Source organism: Amycolatopsis alkalitolerans (assembly GCF_006152065.1).
Lineage (GTDB): Bacteria > Actinomycetota > Actinomycetes > Mycobacteriales > Pseudonocardiaceae > Amycolatopsis_E > Amycolatopsis_E alkalitolerans.
On the sequence record NZ_VDFW01000046.1, the window covers coordinates 1 to 13,825 of the forward strand.

Consider the following 13,825-nt stretch of genomic DNA (forward strand, 5'->3'; position numbering starts at 1 on the left):
CCGGCTCCCGCCGAGTCCCTTCAACGAACCCCATCATGATCACGAGGCCCGCAGGAAGGATGGTGCCCTAGTGACCGATGCGATGCGGGCCGAAACGATCACGATCACCGGCGCCGCCGGTGCCGAGATCGAGGCCTACCTGGCCAGGCCACTGGACGAAACGCCGCGGGGCGGCGTCGTGGTGATCCACCACATGCCGGGTTACGACGCGGCCACCAAGGAGATCGTGCGCAAGCTCGCGGCGAACGGGTACCTCGCGATCTGCCCGAACCTCTACTCGCGTGAGGCGCCAGGCGCCGACCCCGACGACGCGGCCGCCGCGGTGCGGGCGCTGGGCGGGGTGCCGGACGACCGCCTGGTCGGCGACGTCGACGGCGCCGCCAAGTACCTCAAGGCACTGGACGCTTCGAACGGGAAGATCGGCGTCATCGGATACTGCTCGGGCGGACGCCAGACGTTCCTGTCGGCGTGCAGCCTTCAGATCGACGCGGCCGTCGACTGTTACGGCGCGTTCGTGGTGAACGACCCGCCGGCCCAGATGCCGGCGAGCATGAAACCGATTCTCGGCCTGGCGCCACAGCTTTCCTGCCCGCTGCTGGGCCTGTTCGGGGCCGACGACCAGTACCCGGCCCCGGACGAGACCGCGAAGCTCGCGGCGGAACTGGACCGGCTCGGCAAGGACTACGAGTTCCACACCTACGAAGGCGCGGGCCACGCCTTCTTCGCCGTGGACCGGCCCAGCTACCGGCCCGAAGCGGCGGTGCAGGGCTGGCGGCGGGTGTTCGACTTCTTCGGCAAGAACCTGGCAGCGTAGGAAAGACATGTGCACTTACCAAACTGAGAAGATCGAGGTCACCGGTAGCGGCAAGGCCGCGAAAGGCTGGTTCTCGCTCTCCCACGCGACCGTCTACGTCGATCACCCCGTGCACGCGCCCTTCGCGCATACGGTCAACATCGACTTCATCAACCCCGCGGAGGGGCCGTCGGCACGCGTGCCGGTCGAGTTGACCGAGGAGGCCGCGCGCGAACTGGCCGCCGCCATCACCCGCGCACTCGACGCGGCGCCAGCCGGGCTGGCCTCGGTCAACCAGGGCTGATCAGTCCAAAGTAGATCAGGCAGGCAGGAGCGCTGATTCGGTCGGCGTCGGCGGGGTGGCTTCGGCGCCTGCTCTGGGCCCGAGCTGGGTCCAGAGCACGACGTCGCTGCCCTGCTCGGCGCCGGCCGTCGCGATGGGTGCCTGCGCGACGACCACGCCGGACGCGGGTTCGGGCTCGCCTTCGGGCCCGCGCGGCACGAGCCCGGCGCGGCGGACGATTTCACAGGCGTCCTCGGCGCCCAACCCGACGACGTCGGGCACCTCGGTCACGGGACGGTGTCCGCGCATGCCCCAAGCTTAGGGGCTGCGCAAACGGAGACCCAGCTCCACACCTGGCGCGTGCCGTGAGGGGGGCCCTCACAGCCGTCTAGGGCATGAGGGGGTCCCTCACGGCATCAAACGGAGATCGTACGCAGATTTTCGTACGGCCACTGCCGCTCCTCAGCGGACGCCCGCCCGGCTTCCGGCGCCGACGATAGGCGTCATGACAGCCATCGCCACCACCCGCAAACCCCGCCGCCTCAGGGGATCCACTCGCAAGGCCTGGCTCGTCACGCATATCGTCGCTTCGGGGGCGTGGATCGGGCTGGACGTCGTGATGGCGGTCCTCGTCTTCACCGCCATGTTCACCGGCGACGCCTCCGTCGCGGCCACCAGTTACCAGGCACTGCGTCTGTTCGCCGTCTGGCCGCTGCTCATCGCCGGCCTGGTGTGCCTTGCCAGCGGGGTCGTGCTCGGCCTCGGCACGAAATACGGCCTCATCCGGTACTGGTGGGTCGCCGTGAAGCTCGTGTTGAACATCGTTCTGACCGCACTCGGCGTGCTCGCGCTCCGGCCGGGCGTCGACGAAGCCGCGGTGTACGGCCGCCTGCTCGCCGCCGGCGACGCGGTGGGCCCGGCGCCCGACCTCGTCTTCCCGCCGATCGTGTCACCCACCTGCCTGCTGATCGCCGTGCTCCTTTCGGTTTACAAGCCGTGGGGCCGGACACCGAAAGGAAGCGCATGAACGCGATTGAGACGACCGGACTGACGAAACGCTACGGCGAGATCGTCGCGGTCGAGAACCTGAACCTGACCGTGCCCGCCGGTGAGATCTACGGGTTCCTCGGCCCGAACGGCGCCGGCAAGACCACCACACTGCGCATGCTGCTCGGGCTGACCCGCCCGTCCGCCGGAAGCCTCCGCCTGTTCGGCCGCTCGCCCGGATCGGGTTACCTCGACCGGGTGGGCGCGCTGATCGAGGGCCCGGCGTTCTACCCGTACCTGTCCGGGCGCGCGAACCTCCGGGTGCTCGCCGGGCATGCCGGGGTGCCGCGCGCCCGCGTCGACGAGGTGCTGGAGATCGTCGAGTTGACCGATCGCGCGAAGGACGCCTACCGCACGTACTCGCTCGGGATGAAGCAGCGGCTCGGCCTCGCCGCCGCACTGCTCAAGCAGCCGCGCCTGCTTCTCCTCGACGAGCCGACCAATGGTCTCGACCCGGCCGGGATCGCGGATATCCGGATCCTGCTGCGGAATCTGACCGCGGACGGGGTCACCGTGCTGCTGTCCAGCCATCTGCTCGCCGAGGTTTCGCAGATCTGCGACCGGTTCGGTGTGCTGTCACACGGGATTCTCGTCGCGGAGACCACCATCGCCGACTTCCGCGCCGGCGGCGTGCTGCACGTCGCGGCCGAGCCGGAAGCGGAGGCGAAGGCGCGGCTGATCGAACTGGTCGGTGAAAAGGCCGTGCACGCCAACGAATCCGGTTTCGATCTGGATGTCGAACCGGGCGCGGCGAGCCGGATCAACACTGGTCTGGTGACCGCCGGTGTCGCGGTTTCCGAGCTGCGCTGGCGCGAGTCCGATCTCGAACAGAACTTCCTCGAACTGACAGGAGACGATCATGTCCGGTGATCTGACCGCCGAACTGACCAAGCAGGTCCACCGCCCCGCGAGCTGGTTGCTGCTCGCCGTCGGGGTCACCCTGACCCTCACCTTCGGTTACCTGGTTCCTTACGCCGCACCGGATTCCGATCGTGGCCTGGCCACGATGCTGCCCGGCGCGTTCGTCGGCGGCGCGCTCGGCGGGCTGCCGGTGTTCGTCGGTGCGCTCGCGCTGATCTTCGGTGTTCTCGTCGCCGGCAGCGAGTACGGCTGGGAGACCTGGAAAACCGTGCTGGCGCAAGGACCTTCGCGTTTTTCCGTGTACGGCGCGAAACTCGCCACCGTCGCGATAGGAGCGTTGGTGCTCGTGCTCGCGCTGTTCGCGACCACCGCCGGGGCGAGTGCGGTCGTGGCCGCACTCCGTGATCAGCCGATGCAGTGGCCCGCGGTGGCCGAGATCGCGCGCGGGCTCGGTGCCGGCTGGCTGATCACGATGATGTGGGGCGCGTTCGGCGTCGCGCTGGCGGTCGTGTTCCGCTCGGTGGCGCTGCCGATCGGGCTCGGGCTGGTCTGGTTGCTCGCGGTGCAGAACCTGCTCGCCTCGGTGGCCGCGCCGGTGCTGCATTGGGTCGCCGAAGCGCAGAAGGGCTTGCCAGGGCCGAACGCCGGCTCGCTCGCGGCCGGGCTCGGGGCGTCGGCCGGCACGCCGGGGGTGGCCGCGGTCGTGGGAACGGGCCAGGCCACGCTGGTCGTGGGCGCGTACCTGTTGGCGTTCGCCGCGCTGGGTGGTTGGCTGTTGCACCGGAGGGATCTCGGGTGAAGCGACTGCCGCTCGCGGACACCGCGCTCGCCGTGGCGATCGCGGTGCTCGCCGTGGGCGTGGCCGCCGTGAGCGATCTGTTCAGCAACGAGGACCGACACGTGGACGCGTTCGCGCTGGCGCTGGCCGCGATCGCCGGGCTCACGCTCGCGGTCCGGCGGCGGTATCCCCTGGTCACGCTCGCGGTGGTGACCGCCGCCTGCACGACGTACCTGCTGGTCGGCTACCCGTACGGGCCGATCCTGTTCGCCTACTTCATCGCGGTCTACACCGTCGCGCGGTACCTGCCGTGGTCGCGCTCGGCGCCCGCGTCGGCCGTCGCGCTGGTGGTGCTCCTGACGCACCTGCTCACCAACCGCGCGGCGTTCGGCGGGGCGCTGGGCCTGCTACCCGGCGCGGCTTGGGCGATCGTGCCGTTCGCACTGGGGCTGATCGTGCGGGTGCAGCGCGAGGCGGTGGCGCGGGAACGCGCGGAGGAGGTCCGCAAGCACGCCTACGACGAGCGGCTGCGGGTCGCGCAGGAGGTGCACGACGTGGTCGGGCACGGGCTGGCGGCGATCAAGATGCAGGCCGAGATCGCCTTGCACCTGCTCGCCGAAAAGCCGGAGCAGGCCGAGACGGCGCTGACCGCGATCAGCCGCACCAGCACCGAGGCGCTCGACGAGGTTCGCGCGACGCTCGCCGTCGTGCGCCGTGAGGACGACGCGCGGGCGCCCGCACCGAGCTTCAACCGGCTCGAAGAGTTGCGCGAGCGGATGACCGAGTCGGGGATGCGGATCGACCTGACGACGACGGGTTCGCCGCGCGAACTGCCCGTGGCCGCGGACCTCGCGGGGTACCGGGTCGTGCAGGAGTCACTGACCAATGTGCTGCGTCACGGGGCCGGGAACACCGCCACGGTAAGGGTTTCCTGGGAAGACGACGGGGTGGAGATCGCGGTCGGCAACCCCTCGCCGGAAGTCCCGACCTCCCGTGACGGGCTCGGCATCCCGGGCATGCGCCGGCGGATCACGTCGCTGGGCGGGACGTTCAGCGCCGGACCGACCGGTGACGGCCGGTTCGAGGTCCGGGCCCGCATCCCGCTGGAGGCCCGGTCGTGACCACCGTGCTCGTCGCCGACGATCAGGAGCTGATCCGGTTCGGACTGCGGACGCTGATCGAGAACTCGGCGGGGCTCGAGTTCGCCGGGGAGGCGGCGGACGGGCTCGCCGCGCTGGCCGCGGTCCGCGAAGCCCGGCCGGACGTAGTGCTGATGGACATCCGGATGCCGGGCATCGACGGTCTGGAGGCGACGCGCCGGATCACCGGGGATCCGGCGCTCGAGCACACGAAGATCATCGTGCTCACGACGTTCGAACTGGACGAGTACGTCTTCGACGCACTGCGGTACGGCGCGAGCGGTTTCCTTTTGAAGGACACGAAACCGGGCGAACTGCTGCACGCGATCCGTCTCGTCGCGGACGGGGCGGCGCTGCTGTCGCCGTCGGTGACGAGGCGGGTGATCGCGCGGTTCGCGACCGAGCCGGCGCGGAAGCTGCGCCCGCATCCGCGGCTGGACACGCTGACCGCGCGGGAACGGGAGATCGTCGGGCTGGTCGGCGAGGGACTGAGCAATGACGAGATCGCCGAGCGCCTGTTCGTCAGCCCCGCGACCGCGCGCACCCACGTCGGCCGCGCGATGGTCAAACTCGGCGCCCGGGACCGGGCGCAACTCGTCGTGTTCGCCTACCAGTCTGGTCTGGCGAACTGACTTCCGCGCCGGGCATGCTGTCGTACGATTCGGAGAACCGTATCAGGGTGAAGCGCGAAGGCATGTGATGATCGGTGATCGTTGGGGCGTGACGGACGCGGAGATCGCCCGCCGCTACCCGTGTGACGAGATCGTGCCCGCTCCGGTGCTCGAGGCCTGGCGAGGGATCACCGTGCGGGCGCCGGCCGAGCGCGTCTGGCCGTGGGTGGCGCAGATCCGGCTCGGACCGTATTCCTACGACTGGATCGACAATCTCGGGCGCCGTTCGCCGCGCGAGTTGCGTGGCCTTCCGGAGCCGGTTGCCGGCGAAGCCTTCACGGCGGCGATGGGTGGCCGGCCCGCCGGGCGCATCCTGTCCGCCGAGCCGGGGGTGCAGTTGACCGGCTCGATCGTGGGCGCCGTGCTGTCCTACGTCCTCGCCCCCGCCGGTGACGGCACGACACGGCTGCTGATGAAGGCGGTCGTCGCGCGTGGACGCGTGCTGGCGCCGCTGCTGAGCGTCGGCGACCTCGTGATGGCCCGCAGGCAACTGCGTACCCTCGCACGGCTCGCGGAGCGGTGAAAGCCGTTGGCGCGCGGGAACTTGCCCGCGCGCCAACGGTTCAGGCGAGGTTGGCGTAGACGACGATGTTGTCCACGTAGCTGTGCTCGGCGTGATCGAAGACGCCGCCGCAGGTGATCAGGCGTAGCTGCGGCTTGTCGGTGTTGCCGTATACGGCGTCGGCCGGGAACCTGTCCTTCAGCACCTGCACCTTGTGATCGACGACGAAGGTCAGTTCCTTGCCGTCACTGCGGGTCACCTGGATCTGGTCGCCCGGATTCAGATCCTTCAGCCGGTAGAAGATGCCCGGCTTGTGGTTCCCGTCGACGTGCCCGAGGATGACCGCCGGCCCGATGTCGCCCGGGACGGGCGAGAGGCGGTACCAGGCCGCCTGCATCGGTTCGCTCACCGGGGGAACGGCGATCTGGCCGTCCTTGTTGACCGCCACCGAGATCAGCGAGGATTCGGCGTCGATCTTCGGGATCCGCACCTCGGTCGGCCGCAGCTTGTCGTAGGGCTTGGTCACCGAAACCGAGGTGGTGGGCGCCGGCGGGGCGGCCGTGCTCCCGCCGCCACATCCGGTCAGCGCCAGGGTGAGCAGCAGGGCGCCCGCGACAACACGGCCGCCCTGCCGGACGACGTTTCGCATCCGCTCAGCCCTGCGCGGTGCCGCCGAAGCCGGTCTCGACACCCTCCTTGGGCGCGAAGCGGACCTGAGCGTTGCCGCCATTGCCGTTCTGCCACGAAGCCGCGTCACCGGAACCGGCCACCGGCGTGATCGGCGTGCCGCCGCCCGAAGCGCCGCCGCCGTCCGGGGTGCCACCGCACGTCCAGTCCGCCTCGATCGGGTCGTTCGCGAAGGTCAGGCCATCGTGCAGGTGCATGAGGTAGTCCCAGTAGCGGCCGTCCTGCTCCTCCTGGTACGGGCCTTCGAGGACGTCGAACTGCGGGGAGGTGAGCCCGGTCGGCTCGCCGGCCGCACAGGCGATGATCACGAGGCCGTAGCCGTCGCCGAGGTCGACGCCGTAGCCGGTGTCGTCCTGGTAGGGCGGTTCCTGCGGCGTGCTGGACGACGTGGACTCGGACGGCTTGCTCGACGTGGTCGTCTTGACCGGGCTCGACGTGGTGCCGCCCGACGAGGACGAAGTGGTGGTGGCCGTCGAAGTCAACGGCGTCGACCACGACCAGTTCGGCGCCCGAAAGCAGCCAGTCCTCGTCCACTGCGCCCACCACGCAGACGCCGTTCCGTCGAATCCCGCGTTACGTCAACAAGCCATAACAAAGAATCCGGGGGAAATCATGCATGGGATGGAAAATAACAAATCCCGATGACAAGTCGGAAACTCACGTGACGACCGGAAAGTCGGCCAGCCGCCATTCCAGCATGCCCTCGGTCAACCGCCGGGCGGTCCGCCCGTTGGCGTTGAGCAGGCGGACCGCGTCGTGGGAGAACACGCAGTACGCGCCGCGGCAGTAGGCGACGATCTCCTGATCGACCGGGAGTTCGGCCAGCCGGTCGGCGAGTTCGTCGACGGGGATGGACATCGCGCCGGGGATGTGCCCGGCGGCGTACTCCTCGGCGGGGCGGACGTCGAGCACGACGGCCTGCCCCGCACGGACACGGTGCAGCAGTTCGTCGCGGCCGACCTCGTCGGTTTCCGGGCCGAGGTAGGCGGCGCGCGCGGCCTCGGCGTCGGGCAGGTGCTCGACGGCGACGGTGCGCGTGAGGGCGTAGAGGGCGGCGACGTCGGGACCGGCGAGGCGGTAGTAGATCTTGGTGCCCTCGCGGCGGGTCGCCACCAGGTTCGCCTGCTTGAGGGTCTGCAGATGCGCCGAAGCCGTGCTAAGCCCGAGCCGCGCGGCGCGGGCGAGTGCGTCCACCGTGCGCTCGCCCTGCGCCAGCAGATCCAGCAACTCCAGTCGCTTGCCGCTCGCCAGCGCCTTGCCCACACGGGCGAACTGCTCGAACAAGGCCGCCTTCGCATCTGGCTCACCCATGGTGCTCCAATCTTCTTTGGAATAGTGTAGAACAAAGGAACGTGGAGGTGTGTGATGAGTCCGGTCGAGGTCGTCCCACTCGTCGACGAGGGGCTGGGCAATTCCGCGTACTTGCTCGACCTCGGCGACGGCCGCGCGCTGGTCGTCGATGTCAGCCTCGACCTGCGGGCGGCCTCCGGCGCGGCGCGGCGGTCGGGTTTGCGGGTGGCGTTCGCCGCCGACACGCACCTGCACGCCGACTTCCTCTCCGGCGCGCGCCAGTTGTCGGCCACTGAAGGCACGCGGGTGCTGGCCTCGGCGGCGGGGCATCGCGAGTTCGCCCACACCGGCCTGCACGACGGTGACGAGGTCGACCTCGGCGGCCTGCGGCTGCGGGCGTTGACCACGCCGGGACACACCCACGAGCACCTGTCGTTCCTGCTGCTCGACGCCGACCGGCCGGTCGGCGTGTTCACCGGCGGCTCGCTGCTGGTCGGCGCGGCGGCCCGCACGGATCTCGTCTCGCCCGATCGGGCGGAAGCATTGGCCCGCGCCCAATACGCCTCGCTGCGACGCCTCACCGAATTGCCCGACGGGGTGGCGGTGTGGCCGACGCACGGTGCGGGGTCGTTCTGCTCCGCCCCGCCGGGCGCCGAGCGCACCAGCACGATCGGCCGCGAAAAGGCCACCAATCCGTTGCTGCGGGCGCCTGACGAGGACGCGTTCGTCTCGGCGTTGCTCGGTTCGCTGGGCACCTTTCCGCCGTACTTCCGGCGGCTCGGCGAGATCAACCGCCGCGGCCCCGCCGTCCTCGAGACCTCGCCGGTGCTGGCCCCGCTCGATGTCGCGCGGGTGCGGGCGTCGCTGGCCGACGGCGCCCGCCTGATCGACGTGCGGCCGGTCGAGCGGTTCGCCGCCGCCCACGTGCCGGGATCGCTGTCGATCCCGTTGCGGCCGGCGTTCGCGTCATGGCTCGGCTGGCTCGCCCCGCACGACGTGCCACTGGTCGTGCTGCGCGATCCCGGCCAGGACCCGGCCGAAATCGCCTGGCAGGCCACCAAAATCGGCTACGCCGGCCTCGCCGGGGAACTGGCCGGCGGTATCGGCGCCTGGGACCGTCCGGTCAGCAGGACGCGTGTGGTCGGGCCCGGCGAGGTCGACCGGCCGGTACTGGACATCCGGCAGGCGAGCGAGTTCGCCGCCGGGCACCTGCCCGGTGCTCGGCATATCGAACTCGGTGACCTCGCGGATCGCGTGGGCGAGGTGCCGGCGGAGCCGCTGGTGGTGATGTGCGGGCACGGCGAACGCGCGATGGGCGCCGCGAGCCTCCTGGAACGGGACGGCCACCGCGACCTCGCCGTGCTGGCCGGCGGCCCCGGCGACTGGTCCGCGGCCACCGGGCAGAAGCTGGAGACCGGCCGATGAGCACCGCCACCGGAGAGCCCCGGCTCGGCATCCGCGCCAACCTCGCGCAGTTCAGCCTGCTGGTCGCGGTCAACGCGCTGGTCGGCGGCATGCTCGGGCAGGAACGCACGGTGCTGCCGCTCTTGGCCGAACGCGCCTTCGGCCTGACCGGCTACACCTTCCTGCTCACCTACGTGCTGGCCTTCGGCGTCACCAAGGCGGCCACCAACTACGTCGCCGGCACCCTGTCCGACCGCTTCGGCCGCAAACCGGTCCTGCTGGCCGGCTGGCTCATCGCGATTCCGGTGCCGCTGCTGCTGATCTGGGCGCCGTCCTGGGGCTGGGTGGTGGCCGCCAACGTCCTGCTCGGCGTGAACCAGGGCCTCACCTGGTCCACCACCGTGATCATGAAGATCGATCTCGCGGGGCCCGCCCGGCGCGGGCTGGCGATGGGGCTCAACGAAGCCGCCGGCTATCTCGCGGTGGCGGTCACCGCGCTGGTCACCGGCTACCTCGCCGCCCGCTACGGGCTGCGGCCCGCGCCGTTCCTGCTCGGCCTCGCCTACGCCGCGCTCGGACTCGGCCTGACGGCCTCCGTCGTGCGGGAGACCCATGGCCACGCGCGGCTGGAAGCCGGCGGGCATGTCGCCCGCGCGGACCTGAGCACCAGGCAGGTCTTCGTGCACACCAGCCTGCGCGAGCGCGCGCTGTCCGCGGCGAGCCAGGCCGGGATGGTCAACAACCTCAACGACGGCCTGGCGTGGGGACTGTTCCCGATCCTGTTCGCCACCGCCGGGCTGTCGGTTTCCCGGATCGGGATCCTCGCCGCGGTCTATCCCGCGGTGTGGGGTGCCGGTCAGCTCGTGACCGGATCGCTGTCGGACCGGTGGGGCCGCAAGCACCTGATCACCGGGGGGATGCTGGTCCAAGCGGGCGCGCTCGCCCTCGTCGCGCTCGCAGACACCTTCGCCCTGTGGCTGGTGGCCGCGGTGCTCCTCGGCGTCGGCACCGCGATGGTCTACCCGACCCTGCTCGCCACGATCGGCGACGTCGCCCACCCCGCCTGGCGTGCCCGCGCGGTCGGCGTCTACCGCCTCTGGCGCGACGGCGGCTTCGCCGTCGGCGCCTTACTCGCCGGCATCATCGCGGACCTGTGGGGCCTGCGCGCCGCCGTCTGGGTGGTCGCCGCCATCACCGCCGCCTCCGGTGTGCTCGTGGCGGTACGCATGTACGAGACCCATGTCACCGGCCGTCGTCGAGGGCGTAGGTGAGGTGGCTGATCACGTTGAGCACGCCGTCGGTGTCGCGGGCCAGGCTGATCGCGGTGGGGAGCATGCTCTTGCGGGCGAGCCGCCCGCGCAGGATCGCGACGCCGTCGAGGACGTCGGCCGGATGCTCGGTGCGGTCGGCGAGCATCCCGCTGGTCAGAATGCGCTGATTGACTTCGGCGGCGATTTCGGTGTCGTTGCGCAGGAACACGGTGAGCAGATCGCGCCGGCTGACGATGCCGACCAGCCGCCCCCGCTTGTCGACGACGGGCAGGCGTCTGATGGCGTGCCGCCGCAGCAACCGCGCCGCCGCCGCGAGGCCGCACGAGTCTTCGACGGTGATGGCCGGTGCGGTCATCAGCTGGCCGGCGGTGCGGGCGTTGACCTTCGACCGCAGCCCGCGCTGCCACCAGCGCGGCGGGTCGGTCCGGTGGTCGCTTTCCTTGGGGAGCAGGTCCGCTTCGGACACGACACCGAGCACGTGACGGTCGCCGTCGAGGACGGGGACGCCGCTGACGGCACGCCTCGACATCAGCGCGACGATTTCCTTGACCGGGGTCGCACGCCGGACCGCGGCGACGTCACCGGTCATGACCGTGGCGACCGTGTGCGCCGCGTCCACATTGGATGGTTTCATGCTGGCCCCCGCTTCTCGATCGGCTCTCGCCCAGCATCCGATCACCAGGTGCGCGCCGGCAAGGGAACAAAGTCGCTCCACGGCGATGACCCCGGTCCACGACGGGACCCGACCGCTACCGTTTGCGGCGCAGCACCGCGCGCACGATCACGGCAAGGATGAGCACGCCCACGGCGATGGCCAGATAGGTCTGGTAGCGCGCCGCCAGCGGGTAGATCGTGTCGATGTGGGTGCCGGCCAGGTCGCCGAGAGTGACCCAGGTACCGACCCACAGGGCCGCGCCCAGTGCGTTGTAGGCGAGGAAGCGCAGCCAGTGCATGCCGGTCAACCCGGCGATGATGCCGTTGGCCTGCCGCAGTCCTTCGACGAAGCGGGCGACGACGATGATGCCGCCGCCATAGCGCGCGAAGAACGATTCGGCCTTGTCGAGCCGTTCGGGGGTGAGCAGTACGTAGCGGCCGAACTTCTCCACCAGCCGCCGCCCGCCGAGCCGGCCGACGAGGTAGCCGATGTTGTCCCCGAGCACTGCGCCGGCGAAGCCCAGCAGCGCCACCAGGACGAGGTTCATCCGGCCGGCACCGGCGTAGATCGCGCCGACGATCAGCACGGTTTCGCCCGGTGCGGGCACCCCGAAGTCCTCCAGGGTGATCAGCCCGATGATCGCGGCGTACCCGTAGTGGTCCAGGATCGGCGCGAGGTCCGCCAGCACCCCCGGCAGCACCGGAGGCACCGTCACAGCGGGTCGCCCGCGGCTTCGAACCGGCCCAGCTTCCGCACCAGGGCGGTCGCCGGGCGGCGCACCACCACCCACCCGGCCAGCACCACCACCGCGCCGAGAACGAGACCGGCGGCCACGTCCTGCGGGTAGTGAGCGGCGATGTAGACCCGTGCGAACGCGATCGCGAGCGCGGCCACCGTGGCGATCCACGCCAGCGTGCGGCGCCGGGCCAGGAACAGGCCGGCCGCGACCGCCCCGGCCATCGTGGCGTGATCGCTGGGGAACGAGAAGTCGCTGGTCCGGTCGGCCAGCACCAGCAGCCCGTGGGTCGCCGTGTACGGGCGGGCCTCGTGGATGGCGCCGACGATCGGCTGGTTGATCCCCACCGCCACGATGGTGCCCAGCCCCGCCCACGACGCGGCGGCGAACCGCGCGGGATCGCCGGTGCGGCGGGCGTTCCACCATCCGGCCACCAGGAGCAGCGCGAACAGCGCGACGCCATAGGTGGCGTAGCCGTACATCAGCCCGTGCAACCAGGGCGTGGCACGGGCGAACGTGTTCACATCGCGCAGCAGGGCGCCGTCGAGCCCGCCGTCTCCTGTCAGCACGGCGCTCATCGCTTCTCCCGGGAGGATCGGCGGGCGCGCAGCAACTCCAGCCCGAGCGGGATGAGCGACACCACGACGACGACCGCGATGATCGGCAGCAGGTACTGGTCGATGCCGGGGATGGTGGCGCCCAGCCCGTATCCGGCGAGCGTGACGCCGACCGACCACACCAGCCCGCCGGCGATCTGCCACAGCGTGAAGGTGCGGGCCGGGACGGCGAGGACGCCGGCCAGCGGGTTGAGCACGGTGCGCACCACCGGGATGAACCGCGCCAGCACGATCGCCTTGGCGTATCCGTAGCGGGCGAGCAGGACCTCGGCACGTTCCAGCCCCGCGTGCAGATGCCGGTTGCGTACCCGCGACAGCAGCGCCTTGCCGCCCCGCCGCCCGAGCACGAACCCGATCTGCGCCCCGCTCACCGCGCCGGCCGCGGCGGCGACCAGCACGACCGGCAGCGACAGGTGCACGGTCGCGGTGGCGCTGGTGGTGCAGAACAGCCCCGCGGTGAACAGCAGCGAATCGCCGGGCAGGAAGAACCCGATCAGCAGCCCCGTCTCGGCGAACAGGACGAGGAACACCCCGAACGCCCCGAGGCTGGACAGCCAGAACGACGCGCTCAGCGGATTGCCCCCGACTGCCGCGAGAACGTGCATCTCATCTCCCTGCTCGACCCAGAGCTACTACTTTGTTTGTAGAAGTTCTACTCTCACTGTAGAGGAAGGACGAGGAGGGGCGGCATGGAGATGCCTGACCGGTCTGCGCGCCGCCGTGCGGGTGAACTGTCCGGGCTCGTCTTGGACACGCTGCGGCGCGCCGGGGCCTCGCTGACCGCGGCCGAGGTGCGGCGGTGCCTGGTCGAAGCCGGGGCAGGTCCGCTCGCCTACACGACGGTGGTCACCATCCTGTCCCGCCTGCACGAGCAGGGCCTGGCGGAGCGATTTCGCGCGGGGCGGGCCTATGCCTACCTCGCCGTGGCCGACTCCGCGCTGGCCGCTCGTCGGATGCGGCGGGTGCTGGACGACCACTACGACCGGGAAGCCGTGCTGGCCAGTTTCGTGCAGGACCTGTCGTCCGACGACGAACGCCGGCTGCGCGAACTCCTCGGAGACCTCGGCACCGGCGATCGCGAAGTGTGACCG

Annotated in this window: 19 protein-coding genes; 11 read left to right on the plus strand and 8 right to left on the minus strand. The window is 70.7% G+C overall.

The annotated features are described in order from the left end of the window. Positions 1-70 precede the first annotated feature (70 nt). Positions 71-814, plus strand: coding sequence for a dienelactone hydrolase family protein (locus FG385_RS31435; protein ID WP_139100444.1), 744 nt, complete (start codon positions 71-73; stop codon positions 812-814). A gap of 7 nt (positions 815-821) precedes the next feature. After that, positions 822-1,097 (plus strand): DUF6295 family protein, encoded by a 276-nt coding sequence (locus FG385_RS31440; protein ID WP_139100445.1) that lies wholly within the window; start codon positions 822-824, stop codon positions 1,095-1,097. Between the two features lie 15 nt (positions 1,098-1,112). Here the strand turns inward: FG385_RS31440 and FG385_RS31445 are convergent, their stop codons facing one another. Beyond that, positions 1,113-1,385, minus strand: coding sequence for a PASTA domain-containing protein (locus FG385_RS31445; RefSeq protein ID WP_139100446.1), 273 nt, complete (start codon positions 1,383-1,385; stop codon positions 1,113-1,115). 196 nt (positions 1,386-1,581) lie between these two features. Here FG385_RS31445 and FG385_RS31450 point away from each other — a divergent pair, with 196 nt between their 5' ends. The 6 genes from FG385_RS31450 (at position 1,582) to FG385_RS31475 (ending at position 6,095) form a co-directional block, all read left to right on the plus strand. Next, positions 1,582-2,103, plus strand: a complete 522-nt coding sequence (locus FG385_RS31450; RefSeq protein ID WP_139100447.1) for a hypothetical protein — start codon at positions 1,582-1,584, stop codon at positions 2,101-2,103. Beyond that, positions 2,100-2,993 carry an ABC transporter ATP-binding protein gene (locus FG385_RS31455; protein WP_139100448.1) on the plus strand — a complete coding sequence of 298 codons (894 nt, stop codon included), beginning with the start codon at positions 2,100-2,102 and terminating at the stop codon, positions 2,991-2,993. Before FG385_RS31450 ends, FG385_RS31455 begins: the two co-directional genes overlap by 4 nt. Beyond that, positions 2,983-3,783 carry an ABC transporter permease gene (locus FG385_RS31460; protein ID WP_139100449.1) on the plus strand — a complete coding sequence of 267 codons (801 nt, stop codon included), beginning with the start codon at positions 2,983-2,985 and terminating at the stop codon, positions 3,781-3,783. Before FG385_RS31455 ends, FG385_RS31460 begins: the two co-directional genes overlap by 11 nt. Then, positions 3,780-4,883 carry a sensor histidine kinase gene (locus FG385_RS31465; RefSeq protein ID WP_139100450.1) on the plus strand — a complete coding sequence of 368 codons (1,104 nt, stop codon included), beginning with the start codon at positions 3,780-3,782 and terminating at the stop codon, positions 4,881-4,883. The genes FG385_RS31460 and FG385_RS31465 overlap by 4 nt, the downstream gene beginning before the upstream one ends. Beyond that, positions 4,880-5,533: a response regulator transcription factor gene (locus FG385_RS31470; RefSeq protein WP_139100451.1), complete on the plus strand. Its 654-nt coding sequence runs from the start codon at positions 4,880-4,882 to the stop codon at positions 5,531-5,533. The genes FG385_RS31465 and FG385_RS31470 overlap by 4 nt, the downstream gene beginning before the upstream one ends. Positions 5,534-5,621: 88 nt before the next feature. After that, positions 5,622-6,095 (plus strand): polyketide cyclase, encoded by a 474-nt coding sequence (locus FG385_RS31475; RefSeq protein WP_235022909.1) that lies wholly within the window; start codon positions 5,622-5,624, stop codon positions 6,093-6,095. A 40-nt stretch (positions 6,096-6,135) separates the two neighbouring features. On the opposite strand, the gene FG385_RS31480 is transcribed toward FG385_RS31475, so the two are convergent. From FG385_RS31480 to FG385_RS31490, 3 genes are all read right to left on the minus strand, one after another. Then, positions 6,136-6,723 (minus strand): class F sortase, encoded by a 588-nt coding sequence (locus FG385_RS31480; RefSeq protein WP_139100453.1) that lies wholly within the window; start codon positions 6,721-6,723, stop codon positions 6,136-6,138. 4 nt (positions 6,724-6,727) lie between these two features. Continuing rightward, the gene (locus tag FG385_RS34120; protein ID WP_160148935.1) at positions 6,728-7,243 is read right to left on the minus strand and encodes a hypothetical protein; all 516 of its coding nucleotides are present in this window, start codon (positions 7,241-7,243) and stop codon (positions 6,728-6,730) included. A gap of 175 nt (positions 7,244-7,418) precedes the next feature. After that, positions 7,419-8,072 (minus strand): ArsR/SmtB family transcription factor, encoded by a 654-nt coding sequence (locus FG385_RS31490; RefSeq protein ID WP_139100454.1) that lies wholly within the window; start codon positions 8,070-8,072, stop codon positions 7,419-7,421. Between the two features lie 54 nt (positions 8,073-8,126). On the opposite strand from FG385_RS31490, the gene FG385_RS31495 reads away from it, so the two are divergent. Beyond that, a complete protein-coding gene (locus FG385_RS31495) occupies positions 8,127-9,476 on the plus strand; it encodes an MBL fold metallo-hydrolase (protein ID WP_139100455.1) in 1,350 nt (449 codons plus the stop codon). Next, complete coding sequence (locus tag FG385_RS31500) at positions 9,473-10,726, plus strand: MFS transporter (RefSeq protein ID WP_139100456.1); 1,254 nt, start codon at positions 9,473-9,475, stop codon at positions 10,724-10,726. The genes FG385_RS31495 and FG385_RS31500 overlap by 4 nt, the downstream gene beginning before the upstream one ends. On the opposite strand, the gene FG385_RS31505 is transcribed toward FG385_RS31500, so the two are convergent. The 4 genes from FG385_RS31505 to FG385_RS31520 form a co-directional block, all read right to left on the minus strand. After that, positions 10,698-11,360, minus strand: coding sequence for a CBS domain-containing protein (locus FG385_RS31505; RefSeq protein ID WP_139100457.1), 663 nt, complete (start codon positions 11,358-11,360; stop codon positions 10,698-10,700). The two genes, FG385_RS31500 and FG385_RS31505, sit on opposite strands and share 29 nt — an antisense overlap. A 115-nt stretch (positions 11,361-11,475) precedes the next feature. After that, entirely contained in the window at positions 11,476-12,096 is a 621-nt protein-coding gene (locus tag FG385_RS31510; RefSeq protein WP_200834754.1) for a DedA family protein, read from the minus strand. Continuing rightward, a complete protein-coding gene (locus FG385_RS31515) occupies positions 12,093-12,695 on the minus strand; it encodes a phosphatase PAP2 family protein (protein ID WP_139100458.1) in 603 nt (200 codons plus the stop codon). The genes FG385_RS31510 and FG385_RS31515 overlap by 4 nt, the downstream gene beginning before the upstream one ends. After that, positions 12,692-13,339, minus strand: coding sequence for a DedA family protein (locus FG385_RS31520; RefSeq protein WP_139100459.1), 648 nt, complete (start codon positions 13,337-13,339; stop codon positions 12,692-12,694). Before FG385_RS31520 ends, FG385_RS31515 begins: the two co-directional genes overlap by 4 nt. 84 nt (positions 13,340-13,423) lie before the next feature. Between FG385_RS31520 and FG385_RS31525 the strand changes: the two genes are divergently transcribed. Beyond that, positions 13,424-13,822, plus strand: coding sequence for a BlaI/MecI/CopY family transcriptional regulator (locus FG385_RS31525; RefSeq protein WP_139100460.1), 399 nt, complete (start codon positions 13,424-13,426; stop codon positions 13,820-13,822). The last annotated feature ends 3 nt before the right edge of the window (positions 13,823-13,825 follow it).